Source organism: Hanamia caeni, from assembly GCF_003721595.1.
Lineage (GTDB): Bacteria > Bacteroidota > Bacteroidia > Chitinophagales > Chitinophagaceae > Ginsengibacter > Ginsengibacter caeni.
Genome location: NZ_RJJR01000014.1, coordinates 60,212 through 77,781, shown reverse-complemented (window position 1 = coordinate 77,781; position 17,570 = coordinate 60,212). Strand labels below are relative to the sequence as shown.

General features: G+C 39.2%; 13 protein-coding genes. 4 read left to right on the top strand and 9 right to left on the bottom strand.

Features of this window, described 5'->3' with window-relative positions:
• Nucleotides 1-225: 225 nt before the first annotated feature.
• The 6 genes from EFY79_RS16205 to EFY79_RS16180 form a co-directional block, all read right to left on the bottom strand.
• Entirely contained in the window at nucleotides 226-1,350 is a 1,125-nt protein-coding gene (locus EFY79_RS16205) for a DUF4249 domain-containing protein (protein WP_123121777.1), read from the bottom strand.
• 112 nt (nucleotides 1,351-1,462) lie between these two features.
• Complete coding sequence (locus tag EFY79_RS16200) at nucleotides 1,463-3,904, bottom strand: alpha-2-macroglobulin family protein (RefSeq protein WP_148041949.1); 2,442 nt, start codon at nucleotides 3,902-3,904, stop codon at nucleotides 1,463-1,465.
• Nucleotides 3,895-5,043: a DUF4249 domain-containing protein gene (locus tag EFY79_RS16195; protein WP_123121775.1), complete on the bottom strand. Its 1,149-nt coding sequence runs from the start codon at nucleotides 5,041-5,043 to the stop codon at nucleotides 3,895-3,897. Before EFY79_RS16195 ends, EFY79_RS16200 begins: the two co-directional genes overlap by 10 nt.
• A 6-nt stretch (nucleotides 5,044-5,049) precedes the next feature.
• On the bottom strand, nucleotides 5,050-7,827 hold the full coding sequence (locus tag EFY79_RS16190; protein WP_123121774.1) for a TonB-dependent receptor: 2,778 nt from the start codon (nucleotides 7,825-7,827) through the stop codon (nucleotides 5,050-5,052).
• 1 nt (nucleotide 7,828) lies between these two features.
• Nucleotides 7,829-8,560 carry a hypothetical protein gene (locus EFY79_RS16185; RefSeq protein WP_123121773.1) on the bottom strand — a complete coding sequence of 244 codons (732 nt, stop codon included), beginning with the start codon at nucleotides 8,558-8,560 and terminating at the stop codon, nucleotides 7,829-7,831.
• A gap of 153 nt (nucleotides 8,561-8,713) precedes the next feature.
• Entirely contained in the window at nucleotides 8,714-9,436 is a 723-nt protein-coding gene (locus tag EFY79_RS16180; protein WP_123121772.1) for an SGNH/GDSL hydrolase family protein, read from the bottom strand.
• A 576-nt stretch (nucleotides 9,437-10,012) separates the two neighbouring features.
• Between EFY79_RS16180 and EFY79_RS16170 the strand changes: the two genes are divergently transcribed.
• The 4 genes from EFY79_RS16170 to EFY79_RS16155 all read left to right on the top strand — a co-directional run bounded on the left by EFY79_RS16170 (nucleotide 10,013) and on the right by EFY79_RS16155 (nucleotide 13,230).
• Complete coding sequence (locus EFY79_RS16170) at nucleotides 10,013-10,561, top strand: RNA polymerase sigma factor (RefSeq protein ID WP_233578037.1); 549 nt, start codon at nucleotides 10,013-10,015, stop codon at nucleotides 10,559-10,561.
• Nucleotide 10,562: 1 nt separating this feature from the next.
• Complete coding sequence (locus tag EFY79_RS16165; RefSeq protein ID WP_123121770.1) at nucleotides 10,563-11,384, top strand: anti-sigma factor; 822 nt, start codon at nucleotides 10,563-10,565, stop codon at nucleotides 11,382-11,384.
• 275 nt (nucleotides 11,385-11,659) lie between these two features.
• Entirely contained in the window at nucleotides 11,660-12,364 is a 705-nt protein-coding gene (locus EFY79_RS16160; RefSeq protein ID WP_123121769.1) for a ferritin-like domain-containing protein, read from the top strand.
• A gap of 11 nt (nucleotides 12,365-12,375) precedes the next feature.
• Entirely contained in the window at nucleotides 12,376-13,230 is an 855-nt protein-coding gene (locus EFY79_RS16155) for a ferritin-like domain-containing protein (RefSeq protein ID WP_123121768.1), read from the top strand.
• Nucleotides 13,231-13,293: 63 nt separating this feature from the next.
• On the opposite strand, the gene EFY79_RS16150 is transcribed toward EFY79_RS16155, so the two are convergent.
• The 3 genes from EFY79_RS16150 to kduI all read right to left on the bottom strand — a co-directional run bounded on the left by EFY79_RS16150 (nucleotide 13,294) and on the right by kduI (nucleotide 17,466).
• A complete protein-coding gene (locus EFY79_RS16150; RefSeq protein ID WP_123121767.1) occupies nucleotides 13,294-14,946 on the bottom strand; it encodes a UxaA family hydrolase in 1,653 nt (550 codons plus the stop codon).
• Nucleotides 14,947-14,948: 2 nt separating this feature from the next.
• Nucleotides 14,949-16,460: a tagaturonate reductase gene (locus EFY79_RS16145; RefSeq protein ID WP_123121766.1), complete on the bottom strand. Its 1,512-nt coding sequence runs from the start codon at nucleotides 16,458-16,460 to the stop codon at nucleotides 14,949-14,951.
• A 163-nt stretch (nucleotides 16,461-16,623) separates the two neighbouring features.
• Entirely contained in the window at nucleotides 16,624-17,466 is an 843-nt protein-coding gene (gene kduI, locus EFY79_RS16140) for a 5-dehydro-4-deoxy-D-glucuronate isomerase (protein WP_123121765.1), read from the bottom strand.
• Nucleotides 17,467-17,570 lie beyond the last annotated feature (104 nt).

Genomic DNA, 17,570 nt, shown 5'->3' with positions numbered 1-17,570 from the left:
TTAATTGTTTGCAAAACGTTTTTAAAAAAAATGAAATTACTTATTTCTCTGCAAAGAAAAATACCGTACGTAATATTTTACGATACGGTAGCAATAAAATGAGAAAATTTTTTCTAATTATTCCCTGGCCGAACATTCAATATTTAATTACGCGCTATATTTTTCGCTGCTGAAGACTCAAAATAAAAACCTTTCCTATTTATTGCTTCACTGCTCAATAATTCCTTATGGCCAGAAAGAAGGCTTCACATTAGTTCCCAGGTAAGTACAATCCCCGCACTCAGTTAAAGTGGAACTCCATCCTTTTTTCCGATTAACATATTCTTCATACAGCGGCACATATCCATAAGGAAAATAATATTGCGCACTATCGCCCGGCACAAACGTTGTAATGCATCCTGTAGAAAGATTCCATGTTGGTGGCAAAACACTATTGTCAATAAATCCTCTGAATTGAGCAGTATTTCCGGCCCCGATATACCCGACGACTGTTTCAGTAGAATCTGTAGTACAATGAATATTTCCTGGCGCCTGATTGGGCTGATTATCAAAAATAGAACCGATATCTTCCGTATTGCTTTTCATCGCTTTCCAGAAATTGTAAGCCGATGAATCCAATAAATATTGGGTGACAAAAGCGCTGTATTTGACACTAAGCCTGCGGTCGTGATTCGGGAAAAAAATAAGCTGACCATGAAGAACATTGTTTTTTGCACTCGCCGTTGATCCGAGAATAACATTCGTTGAATTGTCTGAAACCCAGCAAATATGTACATCATTAGTCCGTGGCATTACAGCCCCCGACATAGGATCATATTGCAATCCCGAAACAAAGGGCGTGTGATATTCCCAGGCTCCTTCAATCACCCACCGGTAATAGGGAGATTCATTTTGACGGCCAACGGTATTTATATATACCTGGAGGCCGCTGTTCTTAAACGTCCAATCTATTCCATTGATTACCGGCGACTGTTCAAAAGGCACAAAATCAGAAAGATAATTTTTGCCATTTGCCAGCGTAATATTCAGCCGATATTTATAAGAAAAATTTAAAATACGCGCCGGCATTTCATAAGTTCCGGCGGAGTTTTCGCTTAACGGGTAAGCATTTCCATGATCATCTTCCACAAAAACATTTGCATTTGTTTCAGCTACTTTTTGGGCGGTATCATCTTTAGATATTTTTCTTGTACGGGTCAATCTGATAACAGTTACGGTATCGGAAGTGATGTAGCCTTCCACTACAAGATAATTGAGCGGTTTATTATTTACTGGTGGATAATATGGATCCTTGCATCGGTAAAATGCTAACACAAAACAGAGCAAAAGAAATGAAATCCCGCTTTTCACTTTTCAGTTTTTTATCTAAAAAAAATACTTTTTAAAGTTACTCTTGCCTCAAATAAAAATCCTGATTATTTATTGCTTTACTGCAATTTTAAAAATTAGAAAATGTTTTCTATTATTTCACACTAAAGGTAAAACTGCTACTTCCGGCATAGCCATCATTCGAAATTCCCTGTATCTCTACCAAATATTTTCCTGGAATATCGCCGGTATAAAATGAAATACTGCCTTGCCCTTCTTCACTGGTATTTATTGCAGGCGACCAATACAAAACATTTCTAAAATCCGGAAGGCGGCTGCTGATAGCGGTTTCCGAAGCATAATCAGGTGAATAAAAAATACGTTGCTTTTGCAATCCGTCATAATCCAAAATCACATCATGCGGGTTTAATGAAAATCCCGGCAAATCGCCCGAATAGGTAGTAAGGCTTACAATGCCGTAAGCACTGATGGGCCCGCGATAATATCTCGCAGCCACTACTTCAAGTTTGCGGACTTTCAGCGGATCGTAGGCTATAATTTTATCAACATCAAAAACAGGAATGCCATCCAGTAAAATCAACGGATCTTCCACCATCGTTCTTTCTGAAGGCTGTAATCTTTCCAATTCAAAACCTGCATTATTAAACGTATTGAAGTGGTACTGCTTATTTTTTCTTACCACGTTTACTTCTGCTACATATTCGCGCATCACTTCCTCCATCGTGGTAAAACGGGTGTAATTATCCAGTAAATAAGTTTTATAAGGTTTTTGATAAAAGGGAAGCGTATCTATTGAAAGAGGATACATTTTTTCAAATTCACCGGAATGATAAGCAGCTTGAATTTGCATGTGCAGATTTGCTTCTGCCAGTTCATCTGCGCTTTGTTCAGCAACTGTAAGCTTAGGAAGTTCTCCACCGCCATATTCATCCGAAAAAGGAGTGAAAACCTGCAGGCGGTATACGCTATCCACATTATAATTTGTTTGCAAAACTATCTGTCCTTTGTCATAAAAATTTTCCATATTAAAATGCACCAATCCCTGATCATCACTTTTGCAGCCATACAATTGCACGCGCTTGCCGGGTATCGAAAGATACACAAGCACATTTGGCGCAGGCTGCCCGGTGATTTCGTTGGTCACTTTTCCTGTAATAAGATGCCCCTGGTTTTCGGGAATATAAGCAAACGAACTTTTGGCATTGAGATGATCCCAGTCAAATGTGCGCCAGCCCTGTGTGAGCAATAAATTGTCTAAAGCTTCATTGGCTTCTGGGTTGCCGTCCTTACAATAATAATCCGGGTTTTCAATATATCCCTTCAAATCAGAAGACAGCCACAGATAAGAAAAAATATTTTCATCCTGAGGCCGGGTGAGGCTATCCAGCCTGTATACAGCCACCGATAAGTTTCCAGGCAAACTACCCGAATTTTTCGCAGAGGTGGATACATCAATTTTTACAGGACTTCTTTTGCCAAACAAATCCTTATCCGACCGGGCGTTAATAACTAATCTTTTCGAAGGCCTTTTGAAATATAATCTTTCAGCAATTGGCTGCCGCTTATCATTAAACAAGGTTATTCCCACCACACCATCTCCCAAATCATTTTTATTAATGGAAAAATTTGCGTTGCCATTTGTAATAGCGGCCGCTTGTGAAGCATCCACTACTCCGTTGGTTTGAGCAATCAAATAAATTTGAGAAGAGGGTTCGCCGGAAGTGTTAACCGAAATTTTTAAAATATCTCCTGCATCTTCTAAATGCATAACATATCCGTTGGCGTAGGCATCCGGCAAATTTTTTACCAACTTGCTGCTGTCAGGCAGTGAAATAATAGCGCGGTATTTTTTTCCGACCGCAGGAGTAAGCTCAAATTTTCCCATGCCAAATTGAAGAGGATGAAAGTGCAATATGGTATCGTTTGATTCGTCAACAATCACTCCGGTGGCATCCACTCCTTTCCCATAGTTGTTGTTAATCTTAAATGCTACCACGCTTTTTAAACCGGTCACCAGGTTTCCGCCTTCGGGATAAAATCCTGCGGTATAGGAAAAATGATTATGAACCATCGTTGTGTCAAGGTTACGGGTGGTATTCACTATGGTAATAATCTTTTTAAAAAAATAAACTGCTGAATCGTTTTTCATCCAGTTGGTATAAGCTCTTAGCTCATAATTTCCGGTTTCAAGCGTAAGGGGAAGATTAAAAGAGCCATTGCCATTGCCATCTTTAATGCCAATTTTGGCCTGCATTACAGGGTCGTGTGCTTTATTCAGAAGCTCTACATAAACGATTTTACTTACAGAAAGAGGATGATTATTTATTGCATTTTCAACATAGGCTTTAAACCACAAAATTTCACCACAGAGATAATAAGATTTGTCGGTGTGTACATATACTTTTTCACGGATATGGTTAGACGAAAATACATTGATACTGTTCGCCATCTCCTGCAACGGCCGGCTTTGTGCTGCCACAAATCCACAGGCCAGTAAACCAATAAATAAACTAAAAAAATATTTTAATATTTTACAAACATCCGGCATATTGAAACTATAAATTTTTAGGGCCAAAAGAATGGTTTAACAAGCGTTCCTCCTTCACGTGTACAATCCACGCAAGGAGCAGACGCGCCGAAATACGCGGTTGGTATTGCGGCGCCCGGTGGATCTTCAGAATATGGAATCATATAGCCAGTACCGAAATAAAAGTCCAAACTGTCTAACGAAACTCTTTTCTCATCGCAGTAGGGTAATAAATTCCAATCGCCCGGCAGGTCGGAATTACGGATAAAAATTCTTTTTTGTTGTATGGTTCCGGCGGTGACGTATCCAATTACGTTTTCAGAAGGATCGGAAACGTTATGGATATTGCCTTTTGCCTGGTTGGGTTGTGTGCCAAATATTGAACCTATCTCTTCTGTATTGCTCCGCATAGCCTTCCAATAATTGTATCCTGCCGAATCAAGTGCATATTGCGTTATCAGGGCGCTGTACAAAACGCTGATCCTTTTATCATGATTGGGAATTAATTCCAGTGGCGCTTCATGAATTACATCCTGCGACAATTTTTCGGACGAGCCTATAAAAATTTTTGTTGAATTATTGCTACGGTAACAAACGTACACAGGGAATTGCCGGTATACAACTTTTTTAATGTCAGGATCATAAATTAAGTTAGTGTAGTATTGAGCGTGATATTCCCAGGTCTGTACAAAATCCCAGCGGTAAAAAATGGTTTTATTGCTTTCGTCGTGCGCATTCACAAAAATTTGCACGTTACCGTCTTTAAGTTCCCAGCCCAGCAGGTCAATTGGGGGTGCATTTTTGCAGGCCACAAAATCTGACACATATTCTTTGTTATCCCGTGTGGTGATATGCAGCCTGTAATTGCCGGCCACATCTAAAAAGTAGCTGGCGGAATAATTGCCATCTCCCGATTCGTACAAAGGATAAATATTGTTATTATTATCTTCGATGGAAACATTCGCGCCTGTTTCGATTATAACAGCGGCGGTATCTTCTTTTGTAATTGCTCTCGTCCTTGTAAGCCTGATATTTGTTATGCCGTCAGGATTAATAAATCCCTCTACTACCAGGAAATGCGAGGTGGATGATTTCAATTCGGGATAATACGGGTCTTTACATCCGCTTATCATAAAGAAAAAAATGACTGGTGATAAAATGAATAAATAAAAATATTTCTGTCTCATCTTTTTTTAAAATCTGATATTATAGGTTAAAAACGGAATAGCCGATCCAAAAATGGATAATTTATAACCCTGTATTCTTCCATTTTGTGAAATAAAATATACCGAATACGCATTTTTTCTTGCTGTTAAATTATAAACACCGAGCGTCCAGGAATTATGAGTTAACTGGTGGATCTTATGATTGCCGTCAATATTTAATGAGAAGTCTGTTCGGAAATAATCGGGTATCCTGTATTCATTCCGGTTTGAATATAAAACCCTTACGGAGCCTGCATAATCATATTCCGCAACCGGCAGGGTAATTGGCCGTCCTGTGCTGTAGGTAGCATTTAAAGAAATACTAAAGCGATGATTGATTTTATAATTTGCAGCAATGGTAGCATCATGAGGCTGGTCAAAATTGCTTGGATACCTGTCACCATTATTTATCTTTTCTGTAGCAAGAGCATCATTTTGCTGAAGCATGGATCGCGAATAAGTATAGCTCATCCAACCGTTTAATTTGCCGGAAGATTTTTTCAGGAGGAGCTCAATACCATAGGCGGTTCCCTTCGTATTGATTACGTCCGTTTCAATATTGTGATTCATAACCAGTAGTGCTCCGCTGCGGTAATCAAGGTAATGATCAAACCATTTGTAATACACTTCCGCGGAAGTTTCGATGGTATTATTTTTAAAGTTTTTATAGAAGCCAAGTGCTACCTGCGTTCCCAATTGCGGCTGCAAATTTGGATCGCTTAATTTCCATACGTCCGTAGGCGAGATGGTAGTGGTGTTGGTAAGAAGGTGAATGTATTGACGCAAACTGTTAGCCGATGCTTTTACTGAACTGTTATCTGAAAGAGAGTATCTCGCTGAAAACCTGAATTCCGGCCCCTTGTAGGTCTTTATAATTTTTCCCGAAGGGTAATAATTTGAAGCAATCACATTGCTGAGATCAATTGGTAATCCCGGCGCATAAGTGTTTACATGCTTTGGTCCCAAATAGTTAAACATTGAATACCTGATACCTCCATCCAGCGATAGATTTTCAGACACATTAAAATGATCCGATACATACAAAGCGCTTTCCAAAGCGTGCTCCGCTTCAAGGGAGTCGCGGATAAACAAAGATTCTTTGCCGATAGGGCTTACGGTGCCTGAATGAATATTGTACAGGAGGCTGTTTATCCCGAAGGCTAATGTGTGCTTATTATTCAGGAAGTAGCTAAAGTCTGCGTTGAATTTATATTGATTAATTGAATACTTTAATTTGTAAGCATTCACAGAATCGCCGTTAAATGCTACCTGGTAATCATAATGGTCAATTCCTGCCATGAATACGCCATAAAAACGATTATTAAAAATGTGCTTCCAGTTTATATTAGCGTTTGCATTTTGATATTGATATGTCGTGTCACGGTTCAGTTTAAATTTATCTGTACTTATATATCCATTTAAATACACATTATTCTTGCCGTTGATTTTATGATTGATATGAATCGTTCCATCGCGGAAAGAGGCGTTACTATTACTATATTCCTTCGGCAAAACCTTTAATACCCAATCAGAATAAGTAGTTCGTAATCCTGCGATAAAAGTGGTTTTACTGTTAATGATGGGCCCTTGTAATGTTATTTTACTGGTGAGAGGACCTATGCCTGCGGTACCAGATAATTTTTTATCATTTCCATCAAGAGAAGTAATGTCCAATACCGAAGAAATGCGCCCCCCGTATTTTGCAGGGATGCTGCTTTTGTATAATGTAACATCTTTTATCACGTCAGGATCAAATGCAGAAAAGAATCCAAACAAATGGGAAGGATTATAAATATTGGCGCCATTAAAAAGGATTAAATTTTGATCAGTGGCGCCACCGCGCACATTCAGGCCCGTACTTGCTTCTCCAACAGACTTTACGCCAGGCAAAGTGAGCACCGCTCTCAACACATCCACCTCTCCCATCACTGCCGGTATTTGTTTTATTGCGGTCATCGTTAGCTTGTCCATTCCCATCGTAGTGCCGCGCACATTTTTCTCCTTGCCGGCTTCTACCAAAACTTCCTTCAGGCGAAAAACTTTTTCTTCCATATCGATATCAAACTTGCCATCTGAATAAAGCATTACCTGCCTTTTAGTATCAAACATTCCGGGGGCAATAATGTTAAGCACATTTCGCCCCGCAGAAAGTATCAGGGAATAATATCCAAACTGATCAGTATGCACCTGCACAGCGGGGTGATAAAGAAATATAACCGCGCCGGAAAGGGCTTCGCCCGTTTGTGCATCGCGAACATAGCCTGCGATATTTACTTTGCCCTTGGGAGCTGTGTTTCTTTTGATGCCGATATCAAAAACTTTATTTTCTATTGAAATATCCTGCTTTACTTTTTTGGGTTTATTGATATAGTCAACTTCATCTGCCTCACTGCCGGCCGTAAGCGCGGAGGTATCTTCTTCCCCGTTAAAAAAACCATAAGGGAGCTGGGCAGAAAGAGTAAATCCCTGCGTAATAAATACATTGTTATTCTTATCAATTGTATAATGCCATTGCGTGTTGTGGAAAATCTTATCAAGCACTGAAGGAAGGTGCGCCTTAGTTATAGCGATGGTAATAGCAGTGCTGTCAAACTGCTTTGTTTCATAAAAAAAATGATAATCTGTTTGTGCTTCTACTTTCTGAACAAATTCATTAAAGCTTACATTTTGAAAATTGGCGGTGATGAGGTTATCATTTTGTGCAAACCCATCCAACGAAAAAAATATTCCGCCACATAAAAAAAGAAAATAAAATAGCCCGTTCATATTAATGGGTTATCTGATCATAAAATGCTGAGGCTTTCACCATAGCGGTTTCAAAATTATTACGCTTCAATTTTACATGGTTGCGTCGCATCATTCTTTTTAACTCGTGAAGTTTATCAGCAAAAACACGGTATACATCTTTCTTATTATTCACGAGGTAATACAAACCATCTTTATGAATGTAATACCGGTCGCGATTCATAAATTTCGTTACAATCACCTGCCCTTCAATCACCGTCATGAGGGATTCTGAATATTTTGCAAGAAACCGGATGTTACCATTGTACAGCAAATCAAAAAAACCGGAGGTATACAAATTTTCTTTATGGTTTTCTTCAAGCGAAATAAACTTGTGGCCTGAAAGTGAAAAACTATCTATAAACTGATTCTGAATTGTGATGAAATAAATATTGTTTGGATACATCGTAACCAGCAGGTTTCTCGTAACGTCATACAGCAATTTCAGCGAATCATATTTCCGGCCTTTATAGCTTACCCACCCGGTAGTAAAATCGCCGGTTTTAAAATAAGGCGAGCCCTCCATTCTCATCGTGTAAAAAACGTAGGCTTCGCCGGTGTATAAAGGCGCGTTTTCCGAATTGTAATTGTCATAAAGCTCAATGGCATTGCTTACCTGCAAGTCAGCTATGCTTTGTTTATCTAATTGCTGGCAAAAAATATTATCACAATAAAATAGTGTTGAAAACAGAAAAAATAAAAGAGAAATTTTCATCTGTGACAATTTATACCAGGCATCGCCAAAAAAAGCTGTTAATTAGAGAACTCCTGCAAGCAATAATAACCCGAAGTTAAGTTTTGCTGTGCCCGGCCTACATATTTTTATATGAACGGTAAACACCCTAAAAAAATTATATTGATAACTATCCTATTTGCTCTTTAACGCTTTTTGGATACCTGGCACCACAAGCGATTCCATTATCTGATAACCTTCCGGCGTTGGATGAACGCCATCTTTGGATAAGTTTGCAGGCAATCCTTTTGCATTGTCCACCATCGCATCAAAATAATTTACGAATACAAAATTATTTTTCGCAGCGTACTCTTTCATCCATTTATTAACCGCAGCAATCTTTTCAATAGGGTTTATGGCAGGCCGCCACGGAAAGGCATTTGCAGGTGTTATCGAACATAAAACCACCTTAATGCCGTTGGCTTTGGCGAGCTCTGCCATTGACATTAAATTATTTTCAATCATCTGAACGCTGGATGGGCCAGTATTTTCAGCAATATCATTGATACCGGCAAGAATCACTACCGCTTTGGGTTTTAAGTCGATTACGTCCTGGCGAAACCTGATTAACATCTGTGGTGTTGTCTGCCCGCTTATGCCACGATCGATATAAGGATTTTTTGAAAAGAATTCCGGTCGCGCATTTATCCAGCCATCGGTAATAGAGTTTCCCATAAACACTACCCTGTTTTCACCGGGGGCCGGCAATCCTGCCTTTACGTTTTGACTTCTATAGCGCCGCAAATTTGGCCAGTCATTATTTTGATTTAAACTGTCAGTTACCGGATCGTTTTGAGCTTTGAGGGATGGAGCGAAAAGTAAAAAAAATCCCAGACACAACAAGGAGGTAATTTTCATGCAAAAAAATTTTAGGTTTTAGAAAGAAGTATTGAAATTAATAATAAAACGTTGAACGTAAATTTTCAATTTTAAAAGATTAGTAAAATTAATTTTAAATAGAATATCTGAATCACAGTTTCGAATCAGCGAAGAGCAGCCGAAATAAAAAATCCGCTTATTTATTTGTTCACTTAAAATTGCCGTGCTTGCCATTTCAGCGCCGCGCCGGAAATGAAGATCCATATTTATTTTTAAAAAATTGAACGTTATAAAAAGGACGATTAACATAATCCCAAACAGAGAAGAAGAAAGAATTAGCAGAGTGCAATAAAAGAGGTGAATTCATCAATATGGCTGAAACCCTCGTGATTGGTTAGCTGCAGCCAAGTAGAAGTAATTACAAAGAGGCAGAACCGGAGCATTTCAGAAAACGATATTAAATTGGCAAAATAATTGATTGCATGATTTAATGTTTAATTCATTGCTACAACAAAATAAAAAACTAATCTTTTTCTTTATTTACTGTAAAAAATTTACTTTCACCAAACAGCTTCTTTCATCAATTTACATCGTATAAAACTGATAACATAACATTTGCCGCACATAAAAAAATATAGCGAAGAAGAATTGATCTTGTTACTCAAAACAGGAGATCAATCTGCCTTTAGCTATTTATATGATAATTATGCCGGCGCTCTGAACACAGTAATTTGTAAATTAATCAGCGATCAACATTTAGCGGAAGACATACTGCAGGAAGCATTTGTAAAAATCTGGAATAACTTTTCCTCATATGATGCTACCAAAGGCAGGCTCTTTACATGGATGTTAAACATTACCCGGAACCTGACCATAGATACCATCAGAAGCAAAGGATATAAAACCCAGACAAAAATCCAAAATTCTGATATTGCCGTAACTACAGTCAATAACAATAGTAATGAAAATGATAAATTTGACACATTAGGCCTGAGGGAGCAAACTATGCAATTAAAGGAAGAACAAAAAAAAGTGATAGATCTCGCCTATTTCGAGGGATTTACGCAGGAAGAAATTTCAAAAACACTCGGAATTCCTTTAGGTACAGTGAAGACAAGAATCAGGTCCGGGATTTCCGTATTAAAAAAATTATTAGTAACATAAATTGAGTAAAGAAGAATTCATATCATCAGGTTTGCTTGAGCTTTATGCCATGGGCGCTTGTTCTCCGGAAGAATCGCAAGTGGTGGAAAAGCACCTGCAACAGTTTCCCGAACTTAAAGAGGAACTGGATAATATTGAATTGTCATTGGAAAACTATGCGCAGCTCCACGCCACACCTCCTGCTCCTTCTGTAAAAGAAAAATTAATGGAGCGCTTGTTTTCTGAAGATGAAAAACCTGTCGCGGATCAGCTTAACTCCTCTCAGGATTTTCACCCATCGCCGGTGATATCTTTACAGGCAAGAAATACGATCCCCATATTTTATAAATGGGTTGCTGCAGCCGTGATTGTATTATTAATTGGCAGCATCATTTTAAATTATTCTTATTTTAATAAATACCACAACACGCAAAAGGCGTTGGCAGCAGCCGAGCAACGACTCCAGGAGAAAGAAAAATCGAATGAAGCGATGACCCGCGACCTGAATGTAGTTACTGATAAATATGCAATGCCAGTGGTATTAAAAGGTACTGACAAAGCGCCTGAAGCGGTAGCAAAAATATTCTGGCTAAAAAATACTGGCCAGGTTTATATTGATCCATCAAACCTTCCTAAAGCGCCGGAGGGCAAGCAATACCAGCTTTGGGCCATCGTGGATGGCAAACCAGTAAGCGGCGGCATGATACAAACTTCCAAAGGTATTTACCATATACAGCAAATGAAATCTTTCGGCAACGTAGATGCATTTGCAATCACACTTGAAAAAGCCGGAGGCAGCCCCACTCCTACCATGGACCAGATGGTAGTGATAGGCAAAATGTAATTCAACAATCCTTATTCTTTTTTACTCTTACCAGGAAACATTTTTTAAAAGTTCCCTCCGTTATTATTTCCAGTGAACCCATGAATAGGGCTGATTTATATTTTACAATTAATTCTAAAGCCCGGTAACTCCAGGCCTTCACGGATTTCTTCCTTTTTAGAAAAAAATTTCTATTTCTGAAAATTCTTTAAATCCAGGGCGAAACATATTTCGTAAGTATTAATGAATTGATAAAAATTATCAACTACTTATTAATCACTTTAATCAATTAAATTATGTTACAAGAAGAAAAAAAAGAAGTTCAGCCATCCCAAATTGAAGGAATGGCGAATTCATTTTCAAGGAGAAAATTCTTTGGAATAATGGGAGGAGCCGGCGCTGCAATAGCCGTGGCCGCTGCATCCTGCAGAAAGACAACGCCGATGCACAACAATTCAGGAGTTGACCTGGGAAGCGGTGATATCGGCATTTTAAATTACGCTTATGCCCTGGAACAATTGGAGGCCGCATTTTATACCCAGGTTATTAAAACTCCGTTTAGCGGGATCAAAGACATGGAGATGGCGTACCTGAAGGATATAAGAGATCATGAAATTGCACACCGCGAATTTTTTAAAGCAGCTCTTTCATCGAAGGCCATACAGGACCTTGAAGTAAATTTTAGCAAAATTGATTTTACAAGCAGAGACAGCGTTTTGGGAACAGCTGTTGCGTTTGAAGATTTGGGCGTATCTGCCTACAACGGCGCAGGTAGCTTAATTACCAATCCCGATTACCTCACCATCGCAGGAAAAATTGTATCGGTAGAAGCAAGACATGCGGCGTGGGTTCGCGACATGGTAAAAGCCGGATCATTCGCAGCTATGGATGTAGTAGATATGAATGGCCTGGACCAGGCGAAAAAGCCGGACGAAGTATTAACCATTGCCAGCGCATTTCTGAAAACAAAAATCAACGCAAGTAATTTACCCACCAGTTAAAATTTATAATTATGAACTTACAAAATATATTTTCCGAAATAGAAAAAACAGATCCTGAAGTATACGACAGGCTGGATACACGAAGAAATGCAATGAAAGCCTTCGCAAAAACATCAGGGCGCATTGCAATTGCATCTATCCCTTTTGCTTTGGGGTCAATGTTTCAAAAGGCCTATTCATCGCCAACAGCGCCAACTGATATCATTTTTGACACGCTGAATTTTGCACTAACGCTTGAATACCTTGAATCTAATTTTTACATTAAAGCGGTTAGCTCCGGAATCATCCCTTCCGGGGATGCATTGACGGCACTTACACAAATACGCGACCATGAAAATGAACACGTAAAATTTCTAACAACTGCTATCAAAGCTGCCGGAGGCACACCCGTGTCGTTGACGGCTGACAATTTTGATTTCACTGCAGGTGGTGCCTTCGGTAATGTTTTTTCAGATTACGGAACACTGCTGGCAGTAGCCCAAACTTTTGAAGACACCGGCGTAAGGGCTTATAAAGGCCAGGCTCCCAATTTGATTTCCAACAATGATTACCTTACTGCTGCCCTCCAGATCCATTCAGTAGAAGCAAGACATGCAGCGCATCTCCGTGAAATGAGGCAGGCGGCAGGATACCTCGTTCCTTCCGGTGTTACCGTAAAACCGTGGATTACATTGAATCAAAGCGGAATCGGAACTTCAGCGGTACAGGCGAGCTATAATGGCGAAGAAAACGTAATGCAGGCGGGAGTTACCATCACGAATATTGGGGGAATGGATATTTCTGCAGCGGCCGCATCAGAAGCATTTGATGAGCCCCTGTCAAAAGATGAAATACTCGCTATTGTAAAGCCTTTTATTAAAGCGTAGATTGATAGTTATTCAACTAAACAAAAACCCGGAATCGTGCCCGGGTTTTTTTATTTTAATCACTTACAAACTCACTCCTCTTTTCCACGGAATAAAATCATTTTGTTTATGCCTTACTGAACTTACCTCAATTTCACCGCTGGCAACTTTAATTACATAATCTAATATTCTTTCGCCCACTTGTTCCACCGTTTCCTCTCCTTCGATAATAGTTCCCGTGTTGATATCAATAATATCATTCATCTTATTAAACAGGATAGTATTGCTTGACAATTTGATAACGGGCGCCACCGGATTGCCGGTCGGTGTTCCTAATCCAGTAGTGAACAAAACTATATTGGCTCCTGAACCTACTTCAGCAGTGGTGCTTTCGACATCGTTACCCGGTGTACAAAGCAAATTCAATCCAGGCTTTGTAACCATTTCAGGATAGTCCAGAACATCTGTAACCGGTGATGTGCCTCCTTTTTTTGCAGCGCCCGCAGATTTGATCGCATCAGTGATGAGCCCATCTTTTATATTTCCAGGCGATGGATTCATATCAAAACCAGAACCCACAGCTTTTGCCCTGTCGTTATAAGTTCTCATCAATGTTCCAAATCGTACGGCAGTTTCTTTATCAACACAACGGTCACTTAAATTTTGTTCCACACCGCATAGTTCAGGAAATTCAGAGAGTATCACAGTGCCGCCAAGCGCTACCAAAAGATCTGATGTGTAACCTATTGCAGGGTTAGCAGAGATGCCACTGAAACCATCTGAGCCGCCACATTCAAGACCAATAGTTAGTTTGTCAAGAGGCGCTGGCCTTCTCTCAATTTTATTAGCTTCAATTAATCCTGCAAATGTTTGTTTGATCGCTTTGGAAATCATGTCTGAACCTCTCCCAATCTGCTGTTGTTCCAAAATATATAAAGGCTTTGAAAAATTTTTATCTCTCTTTTTTATCTCTTCCTGCAAAATTCCAATTTGCGCATTCTGGCAACCAAGGCTTAAAACTGTTGCTCCTGCTACGTTTGAATGTGTAATATATCCTGCGAGTAAACCACATAAGGCTTGTGCGTCATCGCGCGTTCCACCGCAGCCGCCTTCGTGTGATAAAAATTTAACGCCATCTACATTGGGGAAAATTCTTTGCTTTTTTTCTTCGTCAATATTAGATGCCACATCCGCATTCAAAATCTCATCAATATTTTTTCCTTCTTTATAAAGATGAACGAGCTTGGAAACTTCAAGTTTTTTATTTTGATTTCTGCCGTATCCTAATTCATTAACCAACGCCTCCCGTAATACTTCGACGTTCCTGTTTTCACAAAAAACCAATGGAATAACCAGCCAGTAATTAGCAGTTCCCACTTTTCCATCAGCGCGGTGAAAGCCATTAAACGTTCTATTTTTAAATTTTGAAATATCAGGAATGTGCCATTCTGTTTTTCTTTCTGCCACCTCAAAACCACTGGCAGCATGCCTTACATTTGATGTAGTAATCCGGCTGCCTTTGGGAATTTCAATTTCAGCCCGGCCTACCAAAACGCCATACATAAATATTTCGTCTCCGGGCTTCATATCATGCATGACAAATTTATGTTTTGCCGGAACACGGGTAGTGAGCGTGTAACCATCACCGTTATATTCTACCGTTTCATTGGCAGCCAGGTCAGTTAATGCCACTAACACATTATCCGCCGGATGAATTTTCATTACTTTCTTTTTCATAATTATACCGATATTTTTGAATGATATTCGAGGGTTGTTTTCATACCATTCTCTTCAATGCTTTTCAAATTACTAATTACCGATTTTGCAAAACCGGGCAGTTGTGAAAGATCATCGCCCCAAATAGAAGTATCACTTAAAACTTCATTTACTACCTCTTCAACATTATTGTTTTTCCAAAAATGATAAAACTTATTCGCCGAGGGATCTTCAATCAAATATTCCTCACCATTTGCTTCGCCAAAATATTCTTTACCTTTTTGCTGCACCACTTTCATAAAGCAAAGATAGGCCGCAAAACCAAAAGTAAATAAAGCAGGAGCGATGTCTGATTGTTTGTAATGCTGCATCAATAAAGGAATACAACGCATTCGCATTTTTGAAGTGTAGTTAAGCGTGATGTTTATCCAATGATGGGCGATGTGCGGGTTTTTGAAACGATCAAGAACTTTGGAAATAAAATCCTGTTTAATTGTATTTTCAATTTGAAAAGGAATGGAAGGTGCAATTTCATTTCTCATCAGCTTTTCGATGAATGAAAAAAATTCTTTGTTTTCCATTGATTTATAAACAGTATCAAATCCGGCCAGAAAAGCTATGCCGCAGGTTAAGGTATGTGTTGCGTTTAACAATCGCAACTTTAATTCGCGATACAATTCAATATCAGGTGTTATTACGACTCCTTCATTTACTTCTGCAAACGAAAGAATATTTTTTATTTTTTCATCGCCCTCAATCGCCCACAGACTGTACACTTCCGAAACGATCATTAAATCATCCGTATATCCCAGTTCTATTTCAATCTGGTCGCGCAATTCTTTTTCAGGCATACCTGTTACAATTCTGTCCACTAAAGAATTGCAGAAGAAATTACTGTTTTCAAGCCATTCAATAAAATCATCTTCCAGGGAATTAAGATGCGCTAATTCCAACACGATGGATTCCAGTTTTTTCCCGTTGTCGGGAATTAGTTCGGTGGCAACGATTACAAGTCCTTTGTCATTTCTTCCTTCGAAAGCAGTAAATCTTTCATATAAAAATGCAAGTAATTTTCCCGGAAAAGAAACAGGCGGTTCTTTACGTATATCCTCTTTAACCAATTGAATACCTACTTCCGTTGTGTTTGAAATAATGATTTGCATATCCTCACTGTGCGCACAATTCAAGATTTCTGTCCAATCAGTCTGGGCATTTAAAACACGGCTGATAGCGGAACAAAGAATATTTTGCTCTACTCTTTGTCCGTTTTGAACGCCGCGTTCACACAATGTATATAAGCTGCCTTGCCTGTCGAAGGCACTGGTATCGCCCTTTGAGGTAGATTTTACCACAACAATTCTGCCGTTAAAAATGCCAGCCTTATTTGCTGCATCAATAAAATAATCCGGCAGGCCGCGAAGCAATACGCCGGTGCCAAATTGTAAAACTTTTTCCGGCAATTCAAGAATTTGCTGATCGGGAATTGATACCTTAACAGCAGATATGTTTTTTAAAGTAGAGGGTGATAATTTCATTTTTAAAATTCAGTTTTTTCACTTTACGTTTCGTTACAATTCTAAACCATTTTTATAATATAGCCCCCGAATTGCATTTTTATTTACGCAAACGATACCGAAGATTGCCGGCATTAAAAAAATAATGCCGGCAAAAGAATGCCTTTTAGCAGCCACAAAAAAATTAGCGCAAATCCTTTACAGCAGCCACGTCCATATCTCCATAATCCAGGTTTTCGCCAGCCATTCCCCAAATAAAAGTATAATTAGAAGTGCCGGCGCCTGCGTGAATGCTCCAGTTCGGCGATATCACCGCCTGGTCGTTCTTCATCCAGATGTGCCGGCTTTCCTGCGGCTCACCCATGAAGTGGCAAACGGCCTGGCCTTCAGGGATTTCAAAATAAAAATAAACTTCCATCCTGCGGTCGTGCGTATGCGCCGGCATCGTGTTCCACACACTTCCGGTTTTCAATTCCGTCATTCCCATTTGCAACTGGCAGGTTTGCACCACGCTGTTTACAATTAATTTATTTATGGTCCTGTGATTTGAATTTTCCAAAGAACCTAGTGTTACAATCTCTGCTTCTTTCTTCGTAATTTTTTTGGTTGAAAATTTATGGTGAGCCGGTGCAGAGTTAATGTAAAATTTTGCTGGGTTCGATTTATCTGCAGAATAAAAAATTACTTTTTTTGTTTCTTTACTGATGTATAAGGCTTCTTTAAAATCCAGCTCATATTTTTCGTCATCAGCCTCTACTGTGCCTTTTCCGCCTACGTTGATGATGCCCATTTCTCTTCTTTCCAGAAAATATTGCGCTTTCAGATTGTCCGGGTTTGGAAGTTCAAGCGGCTTATCTGCCGGCATGGCGCCGCCAGAAATGTAGCGGTCATAAAATGATAACGTAAGATGGATGGTATCTTTTTCAAAAACCTTTTCTATTAAAAAATTTTTTCTAAGTTGTTCAGTATCCATTCGTGCAGTTTCTGCCGGGCTTTGCGCATGTCTTGTTTCGATACTTTCATTCATAATTTATTTATTTTCTATGGTGATGATAAAAGCTTTTTTCGTAATCATGTGTTTTCCTTTTCAAATTTTCATTTATTTTTTTACAACCGCATCATGGGCTGTCG

What these genes read in the sequence shown, in the direction of transcription:
- EFY79_RS16195 (WP_123121775.1), bottom strand. Translation starts at nt 5,043, where the DNA reads ATGAGACAGAAATATTTTTATTTATTCATTTTATCACCAGTCATTTTT.
- EFY79_RS16190 (WP_123121774.1), bottom strand. Translation starts at nt 7,827, where the DNA reads ATGAACGGGCTATTTTATTTTCTTTTTTTATGTGGCGGAATATTTTTT.
- EFY79_RS16185 (WP_123121773.1), bottom strand. Translation starts at nt 8,560, where the DNA reads ATGAAAATTTCTCTTTTATTTTTTCTGTTTTCAACACTATTTTATTGT.
- EFY79_RS16180 (WP_123121772.1), bottom strand. Translation starts at nt 9,436, where the DNA reads ATGAAAATTACCTCCTTGTTGTGTCTGGGATTTTTTTTACTTTTCGCT.
- EFY79_RS16160 (WP_123121769.1), top strand. Translation starts at nt 11,660, where the DNA reads ATGTTACAAGAAGAAAAAAAAGAAGTTCAGCCATCCCAAATTGAAGGA.
- EFY79_RS16155 (WP_123121768.1), top strand. Translation starts at nt 12,376, where the DNA reads ATGAACTTACAAAATATATTTTCCGAAATAGAAAAAACAGATCCTGAA.
- EFY79_RS16150 (WP_123121767.1), bottom strand. Translation starts at nt 14,946, where the DNA reads ATGAAAAAGAAAGTAATGAAAATTCATCCGGCGGATAATGTGTTAGTG.
- EFY79_RS16145 (WP_123121766.1), bottom strand. Translation starts at nt 16,460, where the DNA reads ATGAAATTATCACCCTCTACTTTAAAAAACATATCTGCTGTTAAGGTA.
- kduI (WP_123121765.1), bottom strand. Translation starts at nt 17,466, where the DNA reads ATGAATGAAAGTATCGAAACAAGACATGCGCAAAGCCCGGCAGAAACT.